This window comes from Streptomyces sp. S186, assembly GCF_051603415.1.
In the GTDB taxonomy this organism is placed as follows: domain Bacteria; phylum Actinomycetota; class Actinomycetes; order Streptomycetales; family Streptomycetaceae; genus Streptomyces.
Window position 1 is genome coordinate 7,715,230 of record NZ_CP193932.1, and the last position, 17,960, is coordinate 7,733,189.

18 protein-coding genes and 1 pseudogene are annotated in these 17,960 nt (G+C 71.3%); 11 read left to right on the forward strand and 8 right to left on the reverse strand.

Features of this window, described 5'->3' with window-relative positions:
* Positions 1-60 precede the first annotated feature (60 nt).
* Positions 61-558: a nucleoside deaminase gene (locus tag ACRAS8_RS33610; protein WP_438489807.1), complete on the forward strand. Its 498-nt coding sequence runs from the start codon at positions 61-63 to the stop codon at positions 556-558.
* 78 nt (positions 559-636) lie between these two features.
* Here the strand turns inward: ACRAS8_RS33610 and ACRAS8_RS33615 are convergent, their stop codons facing one another.
* Positions 637-1,026 carry a tautomerase family protein gene (locus ACRAS8_RS33615; RefSeq protein ID WP_438489808.1) on the reverse strand — a complete coding sequence of 130 codons (390 nt, stop codon included), beginning with the start codon at positions 1,024-1,026 and terminating at the stop codon, positions 637-639.
* A 75-nt stretch (positions 1,027-1,101) separates the two neighbouring features.
* A complete protein-coding gene (locus ACRAS8_RS33620; RefSeq protein ID WP_438489809.1) occupies positions 1,102-2,613 on the reverse strand; it encodes a carboxylesterase/lipase family protein in 1,512 nt (503 codons plus the stop codon).
* Positions 2,614-2,902: 289 nt separating this feature from the next.
* Between ACRAS8_RS33620 and ACRAS8_RS33625 the strand changes: the two genes are divergently transcribed.
* Together ACRAS8_RS33625 and ACRAS8_RS33630 are read left to right on the forward strand one after the other, a co-directional pair.
* On the forward strand, positions 2,903-3,646 hold the full coding sequence (locus ACRAS8_RS33625; protein WP_438489810.1) for an SDR family NAD(P)-dependent oxidoreductase: 744 nt from the start codon (positions 2,903-2,905) through the stop codon (positions 3,644-3,646).
* 479 nt (positions 3,647-4,125) lie between these two features.
* Complete coding sequence (locus ACRAS8_RS33630) at positions 4,126-4,407, forward strand: chaplin (protein WP_438489811.1); 282 nt, start codon at positions 4,126-4,128, stop codon at positions 4,405-4,407.
* A gap of 121 nt (positions 4,408-4,528) precedes the next feature.
* Here ACRAS8_RS33630 and ACRAS8_RS33635 read toward each other — a convergent pair whose 3' ends face one another.
* Positions 4,529-4,999: a MarR family winged helix-turn-helix transcriptional regulator gene (locus ACRAS8_RS33635; RefSeq protein WP_438489812.1), complete on the reverse strand. Its 471-nt coding sequence runs from the start codon at positions 4,997-4,999 to the stop codon at positions 4,529-4,531.
* Between the two features lie 152 nt (positions 5,000-5,151).
* Between ACRAS8_RS33635 and ACRAS8_RS33640 the strand changes: the two genes are divergently transcribed.
* The 4 genes from ACRAS8_RS33640 (at position 5,152) to pcaB (ending at position 9,008) form a co-directional block, all read left to right on the forward strand.
* Positions 5,152-5,934, forward strand: coding sequence for a CoA transferase subunit A (locus ACRAS8_RS33640; RefSeq protein ID WP_438489813.1), 783 nt, complete (start codon positions 5,152-5,154; stop codon positions 5,932-5,934).
* Positions 5,934-6,611, forward strand: a complete 678-nt coding sequence (locus ACRAS8_RS33645) for a CoA transferase subunit B (protein WP_438489814.1) — start codon at positions 5,934-5,936, stop codon at positions 6,609-6,611. The genes ACRAS8_RS33640 and ACRAS8_RS33645 overlap by 1 nt, the downstream gene beginning before the upstream one ends.
* 59 nt (positions 6,612-6,670) lie before the next feature.
* A complete protein-coding gene (gene pcaH / locus ACRAS8_RS33650) occupies positions 6,671-7,444 on the forward strand; it encodes a protocatechuate 3,4-dioxygenase subunit beta (protein WP_438489815.1) in 774 nt (257 codons plus the stop codon).
* 184 nt (positions 7,445-7,628) lie between these two features.
* Positions 7,629-9,008 (forward strand): 3-carboxy-cis,cis-muconate cycloisomerase, encoded by a 1,380-nt coding sequence (gene pcaB / locus ACRAS8_RS33655; protein ID WP_438489816.1) that lies wholly within the window; start codon positions 7,629-7,631, stop codon positions 9,006-9,008.
* Positions 9,009-9,050: 42 nt separating this feature from the next.
* Here the strand turns inward: pcaB and ACRAS8_RS33660 are convergent, their stop codons facing one another.
* The 4 genes and pseudogenes from ACRAS8_RS33660 to ACRAS8_RS33675 all read right to left on the reverse strand — a co-directional run.
* Positions 9,051-9,506, reverse strand: a complete 456-nt coding sequence (locus ACRAS8_RS33660) for a MaoC family dehydratase (protein ID WP_438489817.1) — start codon at positions 9,504-9,506, stop codon at positions 9,051-9,053.
* A gap of 33 nt (positions 9,507-9,539) precedes the next feature.
* The gene (locus tag ACRAS8_RS33665) at positions 9,540-11,045 is read right to left on the reverse strand and encodes an acyl-CoA synthetase (RefSeq protein WP_438489818.1); all 1,506 of its coding nucleotides are present in this window, start codon (positions 11,043-11,045) and stop codon (positions 9,540-9,542) included.
* A gap of 11 nt (positions 11,046-11,056) precedes the next feature.
* A complete protein-coding gene (locus ACRAS8_RS33670) occupies positions 11,057-11,938 on the reverse strand; it encodes an amidohydrolase family protein (RefSeq protein ID WP_438489819.1) in 882 nt (293 codons plus the stop codon).
* A 2-nt stretch (positions 11,939-11,940) separates the two neighbouring features.
* Positions 11,941-12,228, reverse strand: a pseudogene (locus ACRAS8_RS33675) (SDR family NAD(P)-dependent oxidoreductase); the annotation flags it as partial.
* Positions 12,229-12,490: 262 nt separating this feature from the next.
* Here ACRAS8_RS33675 and ACRAS8_RS33680 point away from each other — a divergent pair.
* Positions 12,491-12,919, forward strand: coding sequence for a MarR family winged helix-turn-helix transcriptional regulator (locus ACRAS8_RS33680; protein WP_438489820.1), 429 nt, complete (start codon positions 12,491-12,493; stop codon positions 12,917-12,919).
* Positions 12,920-13,320: 401 nt separating this feature from the next.
* On the opposite strand, the gene ACRAS8_RS33685 is transcribed toward ACRAS8_RS33680, so the two are convergent.
* Positions 13,321-13,584 (reverse strand): hypothetical protein, encoded by a 264-nt coding sequence (locus ACRAS8_RS33685; protein ID WP_438489821.1) that lies wholly within the window; start codon positions 13,582-13,584, stop codon positions 13,321-13,323.
* A gap of 646 nt (positions 13,585-14,230) precedes the next feature.
* Here ACRAS8_RS33685 and ACRAS8_RS33690 point away from each other — a divergent pair.
* Genes ACRAS8_RS33690 through ACRAS8_RS33700 form a run of 3 tightly spaced genes read left to right on the forward strand, consistent with a single transcriptional unit; the run spans position 14,231 to position 17,921 of the window.
* Entirely contained in the window at positions 14,231-16,027 is a 1,797-nt protein-coding gene (locus ACRAS8_RS33690) for a LodA/GoxA family CTQ-dependent oxidase (RefSeq protein WP_438489822.1), read from the forward strand.
* A complete protein-coding gene (locus ACRAS8_RS33695; RefSeq protein WP_438489823.1) occupies positions 16,024-17,190 on the forward strand; it encodes an NAD(P)/FAD-dependent oxidoreductase in 1,167 nt (388 codons plus the stop codon). Before ACRAS8_RS33690 ends, ACRAS8_RS33695 begins: the two co-directional genes overlap by 4 nt.
* Complete coding sequence (locus ACRAS8_RS33700; protein ID WP_438489824.1) at positions 17,187-17,921, forward strand: hypothetical protein; 735 nt, start codon at positions 17,187-17,189, stop codon at positions 17,919-17,921. Before ACRAS8_RS33695 ends, ACRAS8_RS33700 begins: the two co-directional genes overlap by 4 nt.
* Positions 17,922-17,960 lie beyond the last annotated feature (39 nt).

A 17,960-nucleotide genomic window follows, 5' to 3' on the forward strand; every position in this document is an offset into this window, starting at 1 on the left:
GCGGAAGTAGTAGTCCATAGTCCACGTCCACCCGGCTCCCACTCACAGAAAGCCGTCTCCATGGACTTCGTCCAACGCACCATCGACCTCGCCCGTCAGAACGTCATCGAGGGCGGCCGGCCCTTCGCCACCGTCATCGTCAAGGACGGCGAGATCCTGGCCGAGAGCCCCAACAAGGTCGCCCAGACCAACGACCCCACCGCACACGCCGAAGTCCTCGCCATCCGCGAGGCGTGCACCAAGCTCGGCACCGAGCACCTGACCGGCGCCACCATCTACGTCCTCGCCCACCCCTGTCCCATGTGCCTGGGCGCCCTCTACTACTGCTCCCCGGACGAGGTCGTCTTCCTCACCACGCGGGACGCCTACGAGCCGCACTACGTGGACGACCGCAGGTACTTCGAACTCGCCACCTTCTACGACGAGTTCGCCAAGGACTGGGACCAGCGCCGCCTGCCGATGCGCTACGCACCGAGCGACGCGGCGGTGGACGTCTACCGCCTCTGGCAGGAGCGCAACGGCGGCGAACGCCACCGGAACGCGGCACCCGGCAAGTAGGGCGGCAACGCCCACGGGCGGTGACGCCCCGCGGCACGATGACCGGCTCCAGGGCCTGTCCGACCCCCCGGACAGGCCCTACGCGGGCGCGAGGTACTGCGCCACCCCGTTGCCGAGCGACCAGTCGCTCGAGGTGTTCTCGGTCAGCAGGACGAACACATTGCGCGGCTCGGTGCCCGCGTACTCCTGGGCCAGTTCGGCGATCCGCCGGTAGAGCGCCTGCTTTTGCTCGTCGGTGCGTCCCGAGCGCAGGGTGATCGCCACGTAGACGATGTCGTCGTCGCGCCGTACGCCGTAGTAAGTGCCGTAGCGCAGCGTGCTGTTGACGCCGTCGTGGCTGGTCAGGACCTGGAACCGGTCGTCGGGCGGGATGCCGATCGTCTCGACCAGGGCGTCCTGCACGGCGCGGCCGAGCGCGTCGAGCCGCTCGCCGTCGGCCCGCAGCGCGTCGATGCGTACGAAGGGCATGCCGGTTCTCCTCTACGGGGGATCTATGAGGGGCAGCGTTCCACGGAAATCTCCGGTCGCATGCGAGTGTACATACTAGTAGTTACAGGAGGAGGTATCGATATCGAAGGGCACAGGAGGGTGGTCCTGCCAGATGTGGCGGGAGGACTCTTCCGGATAGGGCACGGTCGTCGAGGTGGTGTCCAGGACGCGGGTGAGCCGGTGATCGGGGTGGTAGGCAGGCCAGCCGGGCGCGCCGTCGGTGGCGAAGCGGACCCAGGCCCGCTGGAGTTCACGTGACACCGCCACGGCCTCGGGGGCGGGCGGATCGCCGAGGAGCCGGCTGCCGGCGGGGCAGTCCAACGTGCCGAACGCCAGGGGGACATCAAGGCTGTGGCAGGCTCCCAGTGCGCCCCCGGGACCGGAGGCGGCGAGCGCCAGCTCGAACAGGAACGAGGTGCCGCCGGCCGCGGCGTTCGCCTCGGCCAGATGGAGTGACGGCATGCGGAAGAGGGCGTCGGAGTAGACCGTTTCCAGCAGCTCCTCCGGCGTGGCGCGCGGGTGGGCGGCGCGGTAGGCGTGCGCGCCGTCGGGGCCCGGGGCGAACAGCTCCAGGGCGGTGCGGGCGTCCTGCTCCGTGAACCGGCCCCGCCGTCCGCTCATGACGCTGAACAGCCGGAACTCCTCCCGTGTGTGGCCGACCAGCAGCTCGATCCCGTTCGCGCGGCCGCCGGCCAGCGCGGCCCAGGGCGTCTCGGCGAGGACTTCGCCGTCGACGACGGGGCAGATGGCGACGCCGAGTTGGGAGAAGCCTCCCCATCGGTCGCGCTGGTCGGCGAGGCCGGCGCCGAGTGAGGTGACCGCCTCGGCCAGGGTGCCGGGGGCGACCTCGGCGAGCGCGGCGGCGGTGGGCGCGGTGCCGAGCCGTTCCGCGAGCGCGGCGGCCACCTGCTCCGCGAGCGCGGGGGTGCAGTGGTTGCCCGGCACCGAATGCGCGATGGCGCGCCGGAACAGGCCGCGTACCGGTTTCATCGTCAGCAGCGCGGCGATCGACCCCGCTCCGGCGGACTGCCCGGCGAGGGTGACCCGGTCCGGGTCGCCACCGAAGGCCGCGATGTTCCGCCGCACCCAGTGCAACGCGGCGATCTGGTCGAGGAACCCGCGGTTGGGCGGCACGCCGTCGAACAGCGCGAAACCCTCCGCGCCGACCCGGTAGTTGATGCTCACCACGACGAGACCCGCTGCGGCCAGTGCCGCGGGGTCGTACATCGGGTCGCCGGCCGTCCCCGCGACAAAGGCGCCGCCATGGATCCACACCAGTACCGGCAGGCCCGCTGCGCCTGGATCCGGTGTGCACACATTGAGCGTCAGCCAGTCCGCGTCCTCCGTCGCCTCCGCCCGGACCGGCCCGGACTGCGGTACCGCGGGGCCGAACTCCGTTGCCCGGCGCGTCCCTTCCCAACGCGGCGGCGCACCGGGCGCCGCGAAACGGAGCGCCCCGACCGGCGGTGGGGCATAGGGGATGCCGCGGAACACCGCGTTCCCCCGCTGCCGACGGCCCTCCACCACACCCTGCGCGATCCGCACTCTCGGCTGCTGCTCAGGCATGTTGCCTCCCCGCTTCCGTTTGCCTGGCCGGTGAGCTTCCAGGTTTATCGGTCACCTGTATTATGTCAAGTGTATTGGAAAGGAGGTGTATGGAAAAGGTCGGCCGTTGGATCGACGGACGAGGTGCGTCCTGGCGGTCGCCGGCACCGTCCCCGCCGAGCCCCGTCAGAAGCGCCCTGACGGAATGGCTCCGGTCTTCTCTTCTCTCCCGCGCGGCCGCGTGCGAGGGTGTCCAGCAAGATCGTTGCACCGTGCGGCCGCCGTGCCGCCCACCGTTGGAGGATGCCCGATGAACCGCAGCCGGACCGTACTGGTGACGGGAGCGTCGCGCGGCATCGGCCGTGCTGTTGCCGCGGCCTTCGCCGCCGACGGCGACCGGGTCGCCCTGCACTACGCGTCCAGCCGGGAGGCCGCCGAAGACGCCCTGCGCGCCCTGGAGGGCAGCGGCCACGTCCTCGTCCAGGGGGACATCGGCACCCCGGACGGCGCGGCCGCCGTGGTCGCCGCGGCCATCGAAGCGCTCGGCCCGATCGACGTACTGGTCAACAACGCCGCGGCCAACATCGCGCATCCCCTGGCCACCACCTCCTACGAGGACTGGCAGGATGCCTGGCGGCGCACCGTGGACGTGAATCTGCTGGGCACGGCCCATGTCACCTACTGCGTGGCCCGGAACATGATCGACCACAAGGTCGAGGGCCGGATCGTCAACATCGGTTCCCGCGGCGCCTTCCGGGGCGAGCCGGACCACCCCGCCTACGGCGCGACGAAGGCGGCCCTGCACGCCCTGGGCCAGTCCCTCGCGGTCTCCCTGGCTCCCCATGGCATCGCGGTCGCCTCGGTCGCACCCGGTTTCGTCGCCACCGAACGGGTCGCCGACCGGATCACCGACGCCGTCGAGCAGCAGAGCCCGTTCGGGCGGGTTGCCGCACCCGAGGAGATCGCCGCCGCCGTGCGGTACCTCGCCTCGCCCGAGGCGGCCTGGTCCTCGGGTGCCGTGCTCGACGTCAACGGGGCGTCGTACCTGCGCTGAGCCCGCCCGGGCGCCGTACCGGCGTCTGCCCCCTCGGGCGGCACGCGGTCCGCCCCCGGTCGAATGGCGCATGAGAACCTCGGAGTGCCGCCTGATGACAAGGAGTTCGACCGGCGAGCGGTGAGGAACGACCGGAACGCCACGGCCGGACATCTGGCTGGCGGCCGTCGCGCCGTCGGCCGCGCTGTGGCGCTGGTACGGAGTCCAGGAGGCCAGGTACCGGCGTTCGCCCGCCGCTACGAGCGCGAGCCGGCCGAGCCGGCGCGCGCCGCCGGCCTCCGGCGCCTGCACGTACTGCCACGCGTCGATGGCGTGTTGACGCGCGGGGCCGGCGGGCACGGAGTGATGCGAGGGTCGGCGTCATTGAAACGACGCGAAAGAGGGAATTGCCAGCTGCCGGCTCAATGGTGAAGTTCTGTGTGCCGAAGGGAGGAGAAGTGAGCGGCAGTGGGTCGCTTGGACTGAGCGAAAGGTTCGGAATGTCACGGATCACTCGGATCACCGCCATGGCCGTGCTCGCGGCCGGGACCGCGCTGGGCGGGAGTTCGGCAGCCTTCGCCGACAGTAACGCGGGAGGCGCCGCCGTCCGATCACCCGGCGTGTTCTCGGGCAACCTCATCCAGATCCCGGTGGACGTTCCCATCAACCTGTGCGGCAACACGGTCGACGTCATTGGTCTGTTGGACCCGGCCTTCGGCAACGTCTGCGTCAACGGCGGGAAGCACAAGGAGAAGCACCACGGCTACGAGGGCCGCCGCTGACCCCACCGCTGCCGGCCGCGTGAGCCCCGGCTGTCGGACCACGGACCCGCCCTGTCCCCACCGGTCACCCGGTCGGGACAGGGCGGGTCCGGTTGTGCGCCTTCCGGTTCCCGGGCGTGGCTCAGGGCGCCGGGCTCTCCGCCGGCTCCGCGGCGGGGTTGCGCAGCCCCTCGGCCGCGTCGGCGACCCGTTGCAGCAACTCCAGGAACGTGGACCGCTCCTGGACATCCAGCGGAGCCAGGAAGATCTGGTTCATCCGGGCGGTCCGCCCGGCGAGCCGGCGGTGCAGCCTGGTGCCTTCGTCGGTGAGGCGGAGCACGGAGCGCCGGCCGTCCCGGGAGTCGCGGACCTTGTCGACCAGACCGCGCGCGGCCAGGCGGCGGACCACCTCGGCGATGGTGGAGCGGTCGAGGCCGACCCGTTCGCCGACCGTCCGCTGGTCGAGGCCGTCCTCGCCGACCAGGGTGTTGAGCACGGCGAACTGCGGGGAGGTGACGTCCTCCGACACGACCGTGGTCCACAGCAGCGTGTGTGCCTGCTGCAACCGGCGGGCCAGGTGGCCGGGGTGGGTGCTGAGGTCGAGCGCGGGCACGGTGGGGTCCTGCTCCTCTCGCCGATGCTCATTGCACTGAGGGTCTTGCTCTCGATTTCTCATCATGCCACGCTTTGGAACGCCAGCAGTTAGTCAGTGCACTGATTATTCTGCGGGGTCGGTGCCCGTGACTGTCGTCCTTAGGAGTGGGGATGGACAAGGTGGTGGCCTCGGCCGCCGAGGCGGTGGCAGATGTGGGGGAGGGGGCGTCGCTGGCCGTCGGCGGTTTCGGGCTCAGCGGCGTGCCGGAGGTGCTCCTTCGTGCCCTGTACGAGACGGGGGTCGGCGGCCTCGGCGTCGTGTCCAACAACTGCGGTGCCATGGAGCGGGGGCTGGCCGTGCTGCTCGCCGCGGGCCGGATCGCCCGTGTCACCGGTTCGTACATCGGCGCCAACAAGGAGTTCGCGCGCCGGTACCTGGCCGGTGAGCTGGAGGTGGAGCTGATCCCGCAGGGGACGCTCGCCGAGCGGCTGCGTGCCGGGGGCGCGGGCATCCCCGCCTTCTACACCCCGGCGGGCGTCGGCACCCAGGTCGCCGACGGTGGGCTGCCCTGGCGGTACGACGGCGCGGGCGGAGTCGCGGTGGCCTCGCCGGCCAAGGAGGTGCGGGAGTTCGACGGGCGCCGCTACGTGCTGGAGCGGGGGATCCGCACCGACTTCGGCCTCGTCCGGGCCGCCCAGGGCGACCGGCACGGCAATCTGGTCTTCGCCAAGTCCGCCCGGAACTTCAACCCCCTTGCGGCGATGGCCGGACGCGTCACCCTCGCCGAGGTGGAGCAACTGGTCGAGCCCGGCGAGATCGATCCGGACCAGGTCCATCTGCCGGGCATCTACGTCCAGCGCGTCGTGGCGCTCACGCCGGAACAGGCCGCCGACAAACACATCGAACGGCGCACCGTCGCCGCACCGGAGACCCGGGGAACGGAGGCGCGCTGATGCCGTGGCCCCGTGAGGAGATGGCCGCGCGGGTGGCCGGCGAGCTGACGGACGGCCAGTACGTCAACCTCGGCATCGGGCTGCCGACCCTCATCCCCAACCACCTTCCCGAGGGCGTGGAGGTGATCCTGGAGTCGGAGAACGGGATCCTGGGGACCGGGCCGTACCCCACCGAGGACAGGATCGACCCGGATCTCATCAACGCCGGCAAGGAAACCGTCACCGTCCTGCCCGGCGCCGCCTACTTCGACTCCGCCCTGTCCTTCGGGATGATCCGCGGCGGCCACATCGATGTCGCGGTACTCGGCGCCATGCAGGTGTCCCGGCGCGGCGATCTCGCCAACTGGGCCGTCCCCGGCAAGTTGATCACCGGGATCGGGGGCGCCATGGACCTGGTGCACGGCGCCCGCACCGTCCTCGTCGTCATGACCCACACCGCCAAGGACGGCTCGGCCAAACTCGTCGCGGAGTGCACGCTCCCGCTGACCGGACGGGCCTGTGTCGACCGCGTCATCACCGATCTCGGCGTGTTCGACCTCGCGGAGGACGGCTTCGTCCTCGCCGAACGGGCGCCCGGCGTCACGGTCGAGGAGATCGTCGCGAAGACGGGCGCACCGGTCCACATCCCGGGCCGGGCAGGGGAGGGGAGCCCGGCTTCCCCTTCGTCCTCGGTGTGACCCGGCAGCCACCGCGTTATTGGTTCAACTTGCCACGGAAGTGAGGGAGTTCGGCACGCATGGCAGCTACCCAAGGCCAGATCGACCGCGAGATCGCGCGGGAGCGGGAGGCGTACGAGCGGGCCGTCGCCGAGGGCGCCCCGCGCACCGCGCATCCGGCCCGGAACTATCCGCCGTACCGCTCCAGCACGCTGCGCCATCCCCGGCAACCCCTGGTGCAGGTGGCCCTGCGGCAGGACCCCGAGGCCGTCGAACTGGCCTCGCCCGCCTTCGGCCGCACCGATGTCACCGAGCTCGACCACGACCTGACCCGCCGGCACCAGGGCGAACCGCTCGGTGAGCGCATCACCGTCAGCGGCCGGCTGGTCGACCGCTCCGGCCGACCCGTGCGGGGCCAACTGGTCGAGATCTGGCAGGCCAACGCCGCCGGGCGCTACGCCCACCGGCAAGACCGGCATCCCGCGCCGCTCGACCCGAACTTCACCGGCGTCGGCCGGACGTTGACCGGCGACGACGGCGGCTACACCTTCACCACCATCAAGCCCGGCGCCTACCCCTGGCGGAACCACACCGGAGCCTGGCGGCCCGCCCACATCCACTTCTCGCTCTTCGGTACCGCGTTCACCCAGCGGCTGATCACGCAGATGTACTTCCCCGGCGACCCCCTCTTCCGCCACGACCCCATCCTGCAGTCCGTCACCGACGACGCCGCGCGGCAACGGCTGGTCGCCCGCTACGACCACGGCCGGTCGGTGCCGGAGTGGTCCCTGGGCTACCACTGGGACATCGTCCTCGACGGCCCCACCGCCACGTGGGTCGAGGAGGGGCGCTGAGAGGAGAGCGCGAGGGAGTCCCGTCCGGAGCCCCGTCCAGTGGCTACGCGGCCGGTGAAGCGCTGCCGGCCGCGTAGCCACCCGAACGGCGCGCAACGCTGGTGGTCACGGGGGTACCGCGGGGCACCCATCGCTTCGACATCCGGCCGCAGAGTGCGGCGGAGACGGTGTGCGTGGAGTTGGTATGAGCGATGACCGAGACGTCGGCCTGCTCGACCCGGTGCGCGTGGGCGCGGCGGCCGAGGCGGCCACCGGCGACACCGCGTTCCTCCAGGCGATGCTGGACGCGGAGGCCGCCCTCACCAGGGCACAGGCCGCCGTCGGCCTGGTGCCGGGCGAGGCGGCCCGCGCGCTCACCGAGGCCGCTCGCGCCGACCGCTTCGACGTGCGCGATCTCGCACTGCGGGCCCGGGCCGGCGGCAATCCGGTCATTCCGCTGGTCGCGGCACTGACCGCCGCGGTGCCCGACGCCCATGCGCCGTATGTGCATTGCGGCGCCACCAGCCAGGACATCCTCGACACGGCGTCGATGCTGGTCGCCCACCGGGCGACGCGGCCGCTCCTGGCAGATCTGGAGCGCACGGCCGACGCCCTGGCCCGTCTGGCCGCCGCGCACCGCGACACCCCCATGCCGGGCCGCACCCTCACCCAGCACGCCGTCCCCACAACCTTCGGACTCAAGGCTGCGGGCTGGCGCAGTCTGGTGCTGGACGCCCGGGACCGTCTGAGTGCCGTACGCCGCAGCCTGCCCGCCCAACTGGGCGGCGCCGCAGGTACGTTGGCGGCGTTCCATGCGTATGCCTGTGCGTCCACGTATGCGGAGTCGGAGGCGGCGGGCGGGGGCCCGGTGCCGGCCGAGTCGATGCTCGTCCTGGTCGGTGCCTACGCCCGCGAACTCGGGCTTGCCGAGCCCGCGATGCCCTGGCATGCCCTGCGCACCCCGGTTGCCGATCTGGCCGGAGCCCTGGCGTTCACCGCCGGGGCGCTCGGCAGGCTCGCCGCCGATGTCCTGATGCTCTCCCGCACCGAGATCGGTGAGGTGAGCGAGGGCGCCGGCGGCGGTTCGTCGGCCATGCCGCACAAGGCGAACCCGGTCCGGGCCACGCTGCTGGCCGCCGCCGCGCGCCGGGCGCCCGCGTTGGCCGCCGTGCTGTACGGCTGCGTCGCCGCGGAGGACGAACGACCTGCCGGAGCCTGGCATGCGGAGTGGGAGACCCTGCGGGACCTCCTCCGCCTGGTCGGCGGAGCGGCCCGGGACGCCGGGGATCTCGCCACGGGCCTGCGGGTGCATCCGGAGCGGATGCGGACGAACCTCGATCTGACCGGGGGAATGGTGGTCTCGGAGCGGCTGATGGCCGTCCTCGCCGCCCGGCTGGGACGGGCCCGCGCCCGCGATCTGCTGACCGAGGCCGCCCACACCGTGCGGGGGAGCGGCGTCGGTCTCGCCGAGGCGCTGTCTTCGGAGCCCGCCCTGAGGGGCGTTGACCTGGTCTCCCTCACCGACCCGGCGCACTACACCGGCGCGGCGGCGGCGCTCACCGACCGCGCCCTTGCCCGGCGGTGAGTCTGCGAAGACGGACCGGCCGGACGCCGGCCCGGGCGCGCCTCAGGCGTAGAAGCGGGACAGGCTCTGCAGGACGCAGGCGGGCTTGCTGCCGCCCTCGATGTCGAGGGTGCCGTCGATGGTGACCTGGACTCCGCCGGGGACGTCGTCGACGGCGGTCAGTCGCGCGGCGAGCCGCAGCCGCGAGCCCACGGGGACGGGGGCGGGGAAACGGACTTTGTTCAGCCCGTAGTTGACCTTGGTGGTGACTCCGTGGACGTCGAGGAGGCCGGTGAACAGCGGGATGAAGAGGGCGAGGGTGAGATGGCCGTGGGCGAGGGGGGCACCGAACGGGCCGTCCTTGGCCCGCGCGGGGTCCACGTGGATCCACTGGTGGTCGTCGGTGGCGTCGGCGAAGCCGTTGATGCGGTCCTGGGTGACGGTGATCCAGTCGCTGGTGCCCAGGCTGCTGCCGGCGAGCCGCTTGAGGGCGTCGAGGCCGTTGACGGTGACGGTCATGCGGGTCTCCCGGGGAGTGGGTGATGGCTGTGTTCAGGCGGTGCCGTGTTCGGTGCGGAGCCGGTGTTTGAGGAGCTTTCCGGTGCCGGTGCGGGGCAGTTCGGGCAGCAGAACGACGGACTTGGGGATCTTGTAGCGGGCGAGGCGATCGCGGAGCGACGCGAGGAGGTCTTCGGGCTCGGGCGTGCTGCCCGCGCGGGGGACGACGAGGGCTCGGGGCACCTCGCCCCAGGTCTCGTCGGGGACGCCGATGACGGCGCACTCGGCGATGTCGGGGTGGGCGAGCAGGGCGTTCTCGACCTCGGCGGGGTAGATGTTCTCGCCGCCGGAGATGATGACGTCCTTGATGCGGTCGACGATGGTGAGATGGCCGTCGGCGTCGAGCCGGGCGGCGTCGCCGCTGCGGAACCAGCCGTCGGTGAAGGCGGCGGCGGTCTGCTCCGGCAGCCCCCAGTAGCCGGGCATGACGTGCGGGCCGCGGACCACCACCTCACCGGTCTCGCCGACGTCCACCGGGCTCATGTCGGGCCGGACCACGCGGACGTCGCTGAAGAAGTGCGGCACCCCGGCCGATCCGGCCTTGGAGACGGCGTGTTCGGCGTCCAGGAAGAGCGTTCCGGGTGCCGCCTCGGTCATGCCGTAGCCCTGGCGGAAGGCCAGACCGCGGGCCTGGTAGGCGGCGATGAGCGGGGTGGGGACGGGCGCGCCGCCGCAGTTGAGGGTGCGGAGGGTGGAGAGGTCGGCCGCGGTCCAGCGCGGATGCCGGGCGATCCGGTCGAACATGGTCGGCACTCCGAACATGCAGGTCACCTGGTGCCGTTCGATCAGGTCGAGGGTGCGGCCCGGTTCGAAGGACTCCACCAGCACACAGCGGCCGCCTTTGAGGAGGACCGGCAGGGTGAGCATGTTCAGGGCCGCGGTGTGGAACAGCGGCGCGCACACCAGGGCGGTCTCGTCGGCCAGCAGGTCGAGGTCGACCAGGACGTTGACGGCGTTCCAGATGAGGTTGCCGTGGGTGAGCATCGCGCCCTTGGGACGGCCGGTGGTCCCGGAGGTGTACATGATCAGGGCGAGGTCGTCGTGGGTGACGGGCTCGTCGAGGGGTGTGGTGGGGGCGGTGGCGAGCAGCTCCTCGTAGGCGGGGCCGCCGGTCGGGAGGAGGGTCCGCAGACCGGTCCGGGTGCGGAGCGCGTCGGCGAGCGGGGCGCAGTCGGGGGAGTGGAGCAGGGCCGCGGCGCCGGAGTCCGTGGTCTGGTAGGCGAGTTCGGGCGCCGTCAGGCGGGTGTTGAGCGGGACGAAGACGGCGCCGAGCAGTCCGGCGGCGAAGAGGGCTTCCAGGAAGGAGGGGTGGTTGGGGCCGAGGTGGGCGATGCGGTCGCCGCGGCGGAGGCCGGCGGCCCGCAGGGCGTGGGCGAGCCGGGTGGTGCGTTCGTGGAGCGCGCCGTAGGTGCGGGTGGTGGACCGGTGGATCAGGGCGGTGCGGTGCGGGGTCTTGCGGGCCCGGCGGGCCGGCCAGGACCCCAGTCCGTCGTTGCGCATCACGTCCCCTTTCAGGAGCCGGTGAGCCCCAGCAGCCGGGCGGCGTTGGTCTTGAGGATCTTCGGGCGGACCGTGTCCTTGAGCGGGAGGTCGGCGAAGTCGGCCAGCCAGCGGTCCGGGGTCAGGACGGGGTAGTCGGAGCCGAAGAGCACCTTGTCCTGCAGCAACGAGTCGGCGTACCGGACGAGTTGGTGCGGGAAGTACTTCGGTGACCAGCCGGAGAGGTCGATGTGCACGCCCGGCTTGTGGGTGGCCACGGCCAGCGCCTCGTCCTGCCACGGGAACGACGGATGAGCCAGGATGATCTTCAGGTGCGGGAAGTCGGCGGCCACGTCGTCGATGTGCAGCGGGTTGGAGTACTTCAGCCGGATGCCACCCCCGCCCGGGAGGCCCGCCCCGATGCCGGTCTGGCCGGTGTGGAACAGCGCGATGGTGCCGGTCTCCTCGATCACCTCGTACAGGCCGTACGCGAGCCGGTCGTCGGGGAAGAATCCCTGGATGCCGGGGTGGAACTTGAAGCCCCGCACGCCGTACTCCTCGACCAGCCGGCGGGCCTGCCGGACCCCGGCCCGGCCCCGGAAGGGATCGATGGACGCGAACGGGATCAGCACGTCGGAGTGGGCGGCGGCGGCCTCGGCGACCTCCTCGTTGGGCACCGGCGCGGTCCCGGTGGCGTGCTCGGCGTCCACGGTGAAGACCACCGCGGCCATCCGCCGCTCCCGGTAGTAGGCGGCCGTCTCCTGCAGCGTCGGCTTCCGGCCGCCCTGAACCTTGAAGTACGCGCTGGAGGCGTCGTGCAGCTCGGCCGGCAGCGAGGCATGCCCCTGCGCGGAGACCTCGCAGTGGGTGTGGACGTCGATCGCGGTGAGCGCGGCCACGTCGATGCCGGTCATCAGGTGCGCGCCAGGGTGGCGATACCGGCCTTGGCCGCCGCGTAGTTGGTCTGCCCGAAGTCGCCGCGCTGCCCGGCGGGCGAGCCGACCAGCACCAGGCTGCCGCCCTCGCCCTGCTCCCGCATACGGATCGCGGCGGCCCGTTCGGCGGCGGCCGGGCCGAGGTCGTTGACGACCACGGCGGCGCCCGCCTCGGCGAGGGCGCGGGCGCAAGCCAGACCGAGGCCCCGGCCGGAGCCGGTGACCACGGCGACCTTGCCGGTGAGATCGACGGATGAGGCGTGTGGCATGGGTAAGTCCCTTCGACGAGCGGGGAGTTGACCAGGCTGCGGCGGCGCGGGAGAGCCGGGCTCGATCCGGGTCGAGCCGCCATGTCGAAGCTAAGACCAATAATTGTTGACGTCAATGGTTGTTCGTGGCACCGATTTTCGCCATGCTGGACCCCCGCACCGTGCACCGGCCCGACGAGGGCCCCGGATCAGGGAGCACGCCATCACCAGCCAGCGACCGCAGCCCCGTAAGCCCGAGCCCGTCGACGCCGACCAGCCCTGGATGCGCGGCCTGCACTCCGACACCGGCTATCTCCTCTACCGGCTCGGCCTGCGCTCCGGGCAGCTGTTCAACGCCGCACTCCAGGAGTCCGGAGTGCGGCTCCGCCACTACGCGCTGCTGCGTTACCTCGCCACCGTCGAGGGCGCCCCGCAACGCGAGTTGAGTGCCCGTCTCGGCTACGACCCCAGCGCCATCGTGGGCCTCGTCGACGACCTGGAAGGTCTCGGCTTCGTCGAACGCCGCCCCGCGCCCGGCGACCGCCGCAGTCGCGTGGTGGTCCTCGCCGACGACGGCCGGGCGTTCCTGCGCGACACCGACCGGATGAGCCGCCACGTCACCGACCAACTGCTCCAACCCCTGGCGGAGGACGAACGCACCAGCCTCCACGCACTGCTGCTGCGCATCTCGGACCCCGCCTCTACAGCCTGATCCACATCGCGAACGGCCATGCGGCAGAGGAGAACTGACACACCATCATTGAACTGACGCACCATCATTCAACGTTGCCACAGGCGGAGCAGACGAACTGGCTCTCCTGTGTCGGATTCCCGTCCTGGTCCGTCTCGACCGTCCGGTACATGGTGCCGCCGCACTTGCCGCAGCCTCGGGTCTGAATGAGCTGGCCCATGGGCAGATCCTCCCTCGGGGAGCGTGTGCGGCACCTGCCGCGCAGCGCCATCGCGTAGTCGAGCAGGACGAACGCCTCCTGGCGACAGCGCTCGCGAAGGGTGATGTCGTCCGGGGTCTCACCGGTCGCCGCGACGCGACCGCATCGATGACACCAGTGTCGATTACTCTGCGGGCCAGGCTCAACCATCGGCAAGCGGCAGTCAGGACAGTCCACTGTCGGCCTCCTTGACGAATCCGCACCACGCGCAGACGGAAATCGGATGCCCGTCCCGGTCGCGCTGGCCCCACATGGTGTTCCGGCACTGCGGGCAGCCGCTGGTGTGGATGCCGCGCGGCCCGAGCGGCGGCGGCTCGGGCGTGGACTCCACATACGCGATGATCAGCGCCCGGTCCCGCTCGCTGTTCCCTGCCATGCGCAGCAGATTCGCCAGCCGTGACCGTGCTTCGTCGGCGAAGGTCCCCATGGCGCGGAGGGTATCCGGCCCGCGCCTCCGAGACGACGACCTGCCCCGGAGTGCACTCGATCAGTTGAGCTGTCCGCGCCGCGGGGTGGGCGCCGCTCCGCGACGGCACAAGCACGCCCGGTTTCACGTCAGTTGCTTGACTGATGATCGGACCCGGCGTCGGCCGACCGCCGGCTCGCGCGACGTGCGGGACTGGGCGGTCTGCCCGCTCTGCCGCTGCCTGTACGGCTTGAACTCGCAGCTGTAGCAGGGCAGTTGATGGGAACGCCATCGCCGACGGTGCCCCCACCCCTCCCCTCTGACCGGGAACGTCTACGCGGACGCGGCCTCGTCGACGCGATGACCGGGCCTCGTCGGATGACCGGGCCTCGTCGACGTGATCACCGGCCGGTGGCTCGCCCCGGTGACGGCCACAGCCCGGCCGGGCCGCAATCGTCCGCCCCGTCCGCAGCACCCGACCGGAGGGGCAACGCCACCCGTCCGGCCCCGCGCCGCCGTGCCGGAGAGACCGTCTTCTCCGGTGCGGTGAGCAACGGAGTGAACGTTGAACCCGTTGGGACGCGGCCGGATCGCCGGGGCCTGTGGCGATAACGACTATTACGTAACTGAGGGGGTTATCGACATCACTCCACTATGAGGTCCCGTAATGGATCAGGATCAGCAGATCGTTCAGGTAAAGATCCACCCCGCCATCGGCATAGCCAGGGTCGGCAACAGTGATCAGATGCCGTACATCGGGCCGGAGTCGCCGGACCAGCCGCCACTGCGGCCGGGCTCGCCCACCGTGAAGGGTGAGGCGCGCAAGAAGCTTGTCATCGATTCCGGCCGGCAGACCATCGCGGTGCCTCAGGAGAAGCCCTTCACCTTCGCCGGGGAGATCATGGGGCAGCCGATCACGCTCGGGCAGGCGTTCGCCGAGTCCTGTGGCCGGTTGCTGGTGTCCGGCGGAGACGGCGCGTCGGCCTCCTGGGACGAGAAGAACAACCCCATCTCCGGCGTCGCCAACAACGACACCTGGTACGACAACATCTCCGACGGCCCGATCACCGCCGAGGTGACCATCGCAGGCGTGACCAGGACCGCCAGTCCGGCCTGGGTGGTCGTCGGCCCGCCCCACTACGCCCCCGGCGTGAAGACCATCCGCACCCTCTACGACCTGCTCTACGACCTGTTCGTCACCGAGCAGACCCTGGAACTGAAGGACCCGCCCTCCTATCCGGAGGACGTCGAACCGCTGCTGGCCCGCTTCTGCGAACTGCAGTGGGTCAACCACGGCTTCGCCACCCAGTTCGGCTGGAAGGGTCCTTACCACTTCCTCGACCCGGCCATGCGCAAGCGCCTGAACGACACCAGCGAGACCAACCGGGACCTGCGCCGCCAGATCTACCACCAGATGCGCGACTACGACCGGGACGGCATGTCGCCGGTGCCCTGGCCATGGCTGTACGGCGACGCCATGACGGCCAAGAAGCCCGACTCCGTGCGGCAGCACCTCACCCTCTCACCCACCCAGGACCGGATCCTGGCCCGGTGGGCGGACGGTGAGTTCGTCCCGGGCCCGCGCCGCACCGGCTTCCCCGACGTGGACAAGGCTCCCGTCACCCAACAGCCCGCCCTGCTGGACCGCGCCGCACTCGACAACTGCGCCGCCGACGCCTTCCACCCCGGCAGCGAGGTCACCTGGCCGATCCGCCACAAGACCATGTTCTCCGAGCCGTTCCGCATCCTGCACCGCGCCGAGGGAACCCAGGAACCGGACTACGGCGACGAGTTCACGGTCGACGAGATGCTGGGAAAGAACGGCCCGCTCTACGCACAGGGCCCCGGCGACCTCACCCGCTGGATGGCCGCACCCTGGCAGTGCGACACCGCCAGCTGCCGCTTCGGCTACCAGGTGGTGAGCCAGCTCGGCCCGCGCTACAGCCCCTATCTGCCCACCTTCTGGCCCGCCCAGATGCCCAACCACGTTCTGAAGAAGGCCGACTTCGACACCGTCAACACCAAGCCGAGCGGCGGCGATGACACCGCCCGGGAGAAGGCGTTCGAGAACCGGGTGGTCTGGCTGCGCGGCCTGAAGAACGTGAAATACAACGAGCAGCGCCGCCAGATGATCGACGACTGGTTCAAGTTCGGCATCGTCGAGCCGCACGAATACACCGTCGGCGACGGCAAGTTCCCGAAGTACATGCAGGTCGAGTCCGAGCCCGGCTACGACCCGGCCCCCGACCACGCCAACCTCATCAACATCCATGTGCCCGAGGCCGGTGTACCCCAGCTGGCCGCGGCCGCCGGTACCTGGCGCGGCGCCCTCTCCGCCGAGGACGTCGAGTCCGCCCTGGTCCAACAAGCGGTCGAGGAGGCCAAGGAGTTGACCGGATACGACGAGACGGCGATCGCCGCCGGCTACCTGGAGAAGCTCGACCCGTTCCACGAGAACCAGTGAGCCGAGAACCGCGGAGCCCCGCGCCCGCCTATGACGTGGTGGTCGCGGGCGGCGGTCCGGCCGGCTGCGCCGCCGCGCTCACCCTCGTCCGGGCGGGGCGCCGGGTGCTGCTCGCCGACGCCGGCACCGGACCGCCCAAGGTCGGCGAGGCGCTGGTCTCCGTGGGGCGGCTGATCCTGGCCGACCTCGGCGTCGAGCGCCCGGTGCTGGGCAGTGGCCATCTGCCCTGCCACGGCAACCAGTCCGCCTGGGGCTCGTCCGCACTGCACGAGGTGGACTTCCTCCGCGACCCCTACGGCCACGGATGGCACCTCGATCGCGCGCTCTTCGACCGGCGGCTGCGGGCGGCCACCCGGGCCGCGGGCGCGGACGTCGCCGAACGCACCGCCGTACGGCGCCCCGTCCGGCAGCCGGACGGCAGCTGGCAGGTCCCCCTGCGCGACCGCGGCACCCGGGGCGGCGAGCGCACGGTCCGCTGCCGCTGGCTGGTCGACGCCACCGGCCGGGGCGCCGCGCTGGCCGTCCGCGCCGGCGCCCGCCGCCGGACCGGCGACCGGCTCACCGCCCTACACCTCCTCCTCGACCCGGTGCCAGACGGTGCCAACGACGGCCGTTCGCTGGTCGAGTCCGACCAGGACGGCTGGTGGTACACCGCCCTGCTGCCCTCCCGGCAACGCCTGGTCGCCTACTTCACCGACCCCGACCTGACCCTCGCCGCCGTCCGCGGCGCCGAGGGGTTCCGCGACCGGCTGCTGGCCACCCGGCACGTCTCCCGCCGGGCCCGTCCGCACGGTCTCGGCACTCTCCGGCCGCCCCGCCGCGCCCCCGCGCACACCGCCCATCTGGACCGGGTACACGGGGACGGCTGGACGGCCGCCGGAGACGCGGCCGCCGCCTTCGACCCGCTCAGCTCCCAGGGCATCCTGACCGCCCTCTACACCGGGCTGAGCGCGGGCGAGGCGGTGGACGGCCGGCTGCGCGGCGATCGCACGGCACTGGCCGACTACGCGGCGAAGGTCGCCACCGCACGTGCCGCCTACGAGGACGGCCATCGCGTCGTCCATACCCAGGAAACCCGATGGGCCGACCGCCCCTTCTGGGCCAGGCGGCATCCCACACCCACCCCCACCCGCACGAAAACGAAAGGCAGTCACGCCCCATGAGCACCCCTGACGCATCGCCCGAGCACGGCGGCCACGAGCACATCCACCGCTTCCTGATCCTGGGCAAGGAGAAGCTGTTCTTCTACCACCTGTCCCTCTACAACCCGGACCTCGGCCACCACTACCAGGCGGTCTTCTCCTTCCAGATTCAGGGCGACGACCTGAAGGAGATGTACCTGAAAGACCTGAAGGAGAACGAGGACAAACGGGTCTACTACTCCCTGCGCTGTCCGCACCACTTCGAGCTGCCGGAGCTCCAGGACGGCAAGGACTTCCGGGTTTTCCTGGAGCGGGTGGTGGTCCAGGACGACGGCAGCCGCAAGTTCGAGCAGATGACCCCGACCGAGGCGCCGGTGCTGGTGAAGTGCCGGCCGGAGGACGTCCTGTCCTTCCGGGACCTGGCAGACCGGCCCCTGCCCTACCCCGAGCGCCTCACCTACCTCGCGTTCGGCGCGGGCAAGGAGGTCCACTTCGCCCACCAGCTCGCCGAGCGCCCGAACTGGGACGAGGTCATCACCGTGACGACGAAGCAGTCCATCGATGACGCGACGCTGAAGAAGGTCCCGCCGGTCGTCATCGACTCGATCAACGACCCCAAGGGCGTGATCAAGGAGAGCCTGCTGAAGAAGGGCCAGCAGTACCAGGGCAAGATCAGCACCGGCAACCAGACGGTGGACTTCATCGTCGGCCGCCAGGGCTGGTGGAACCACACCAGCCTCAACACCGCCTGACGGACGCCGCGACCGCTCGCCCCGGTCGCCCCGGCTCGG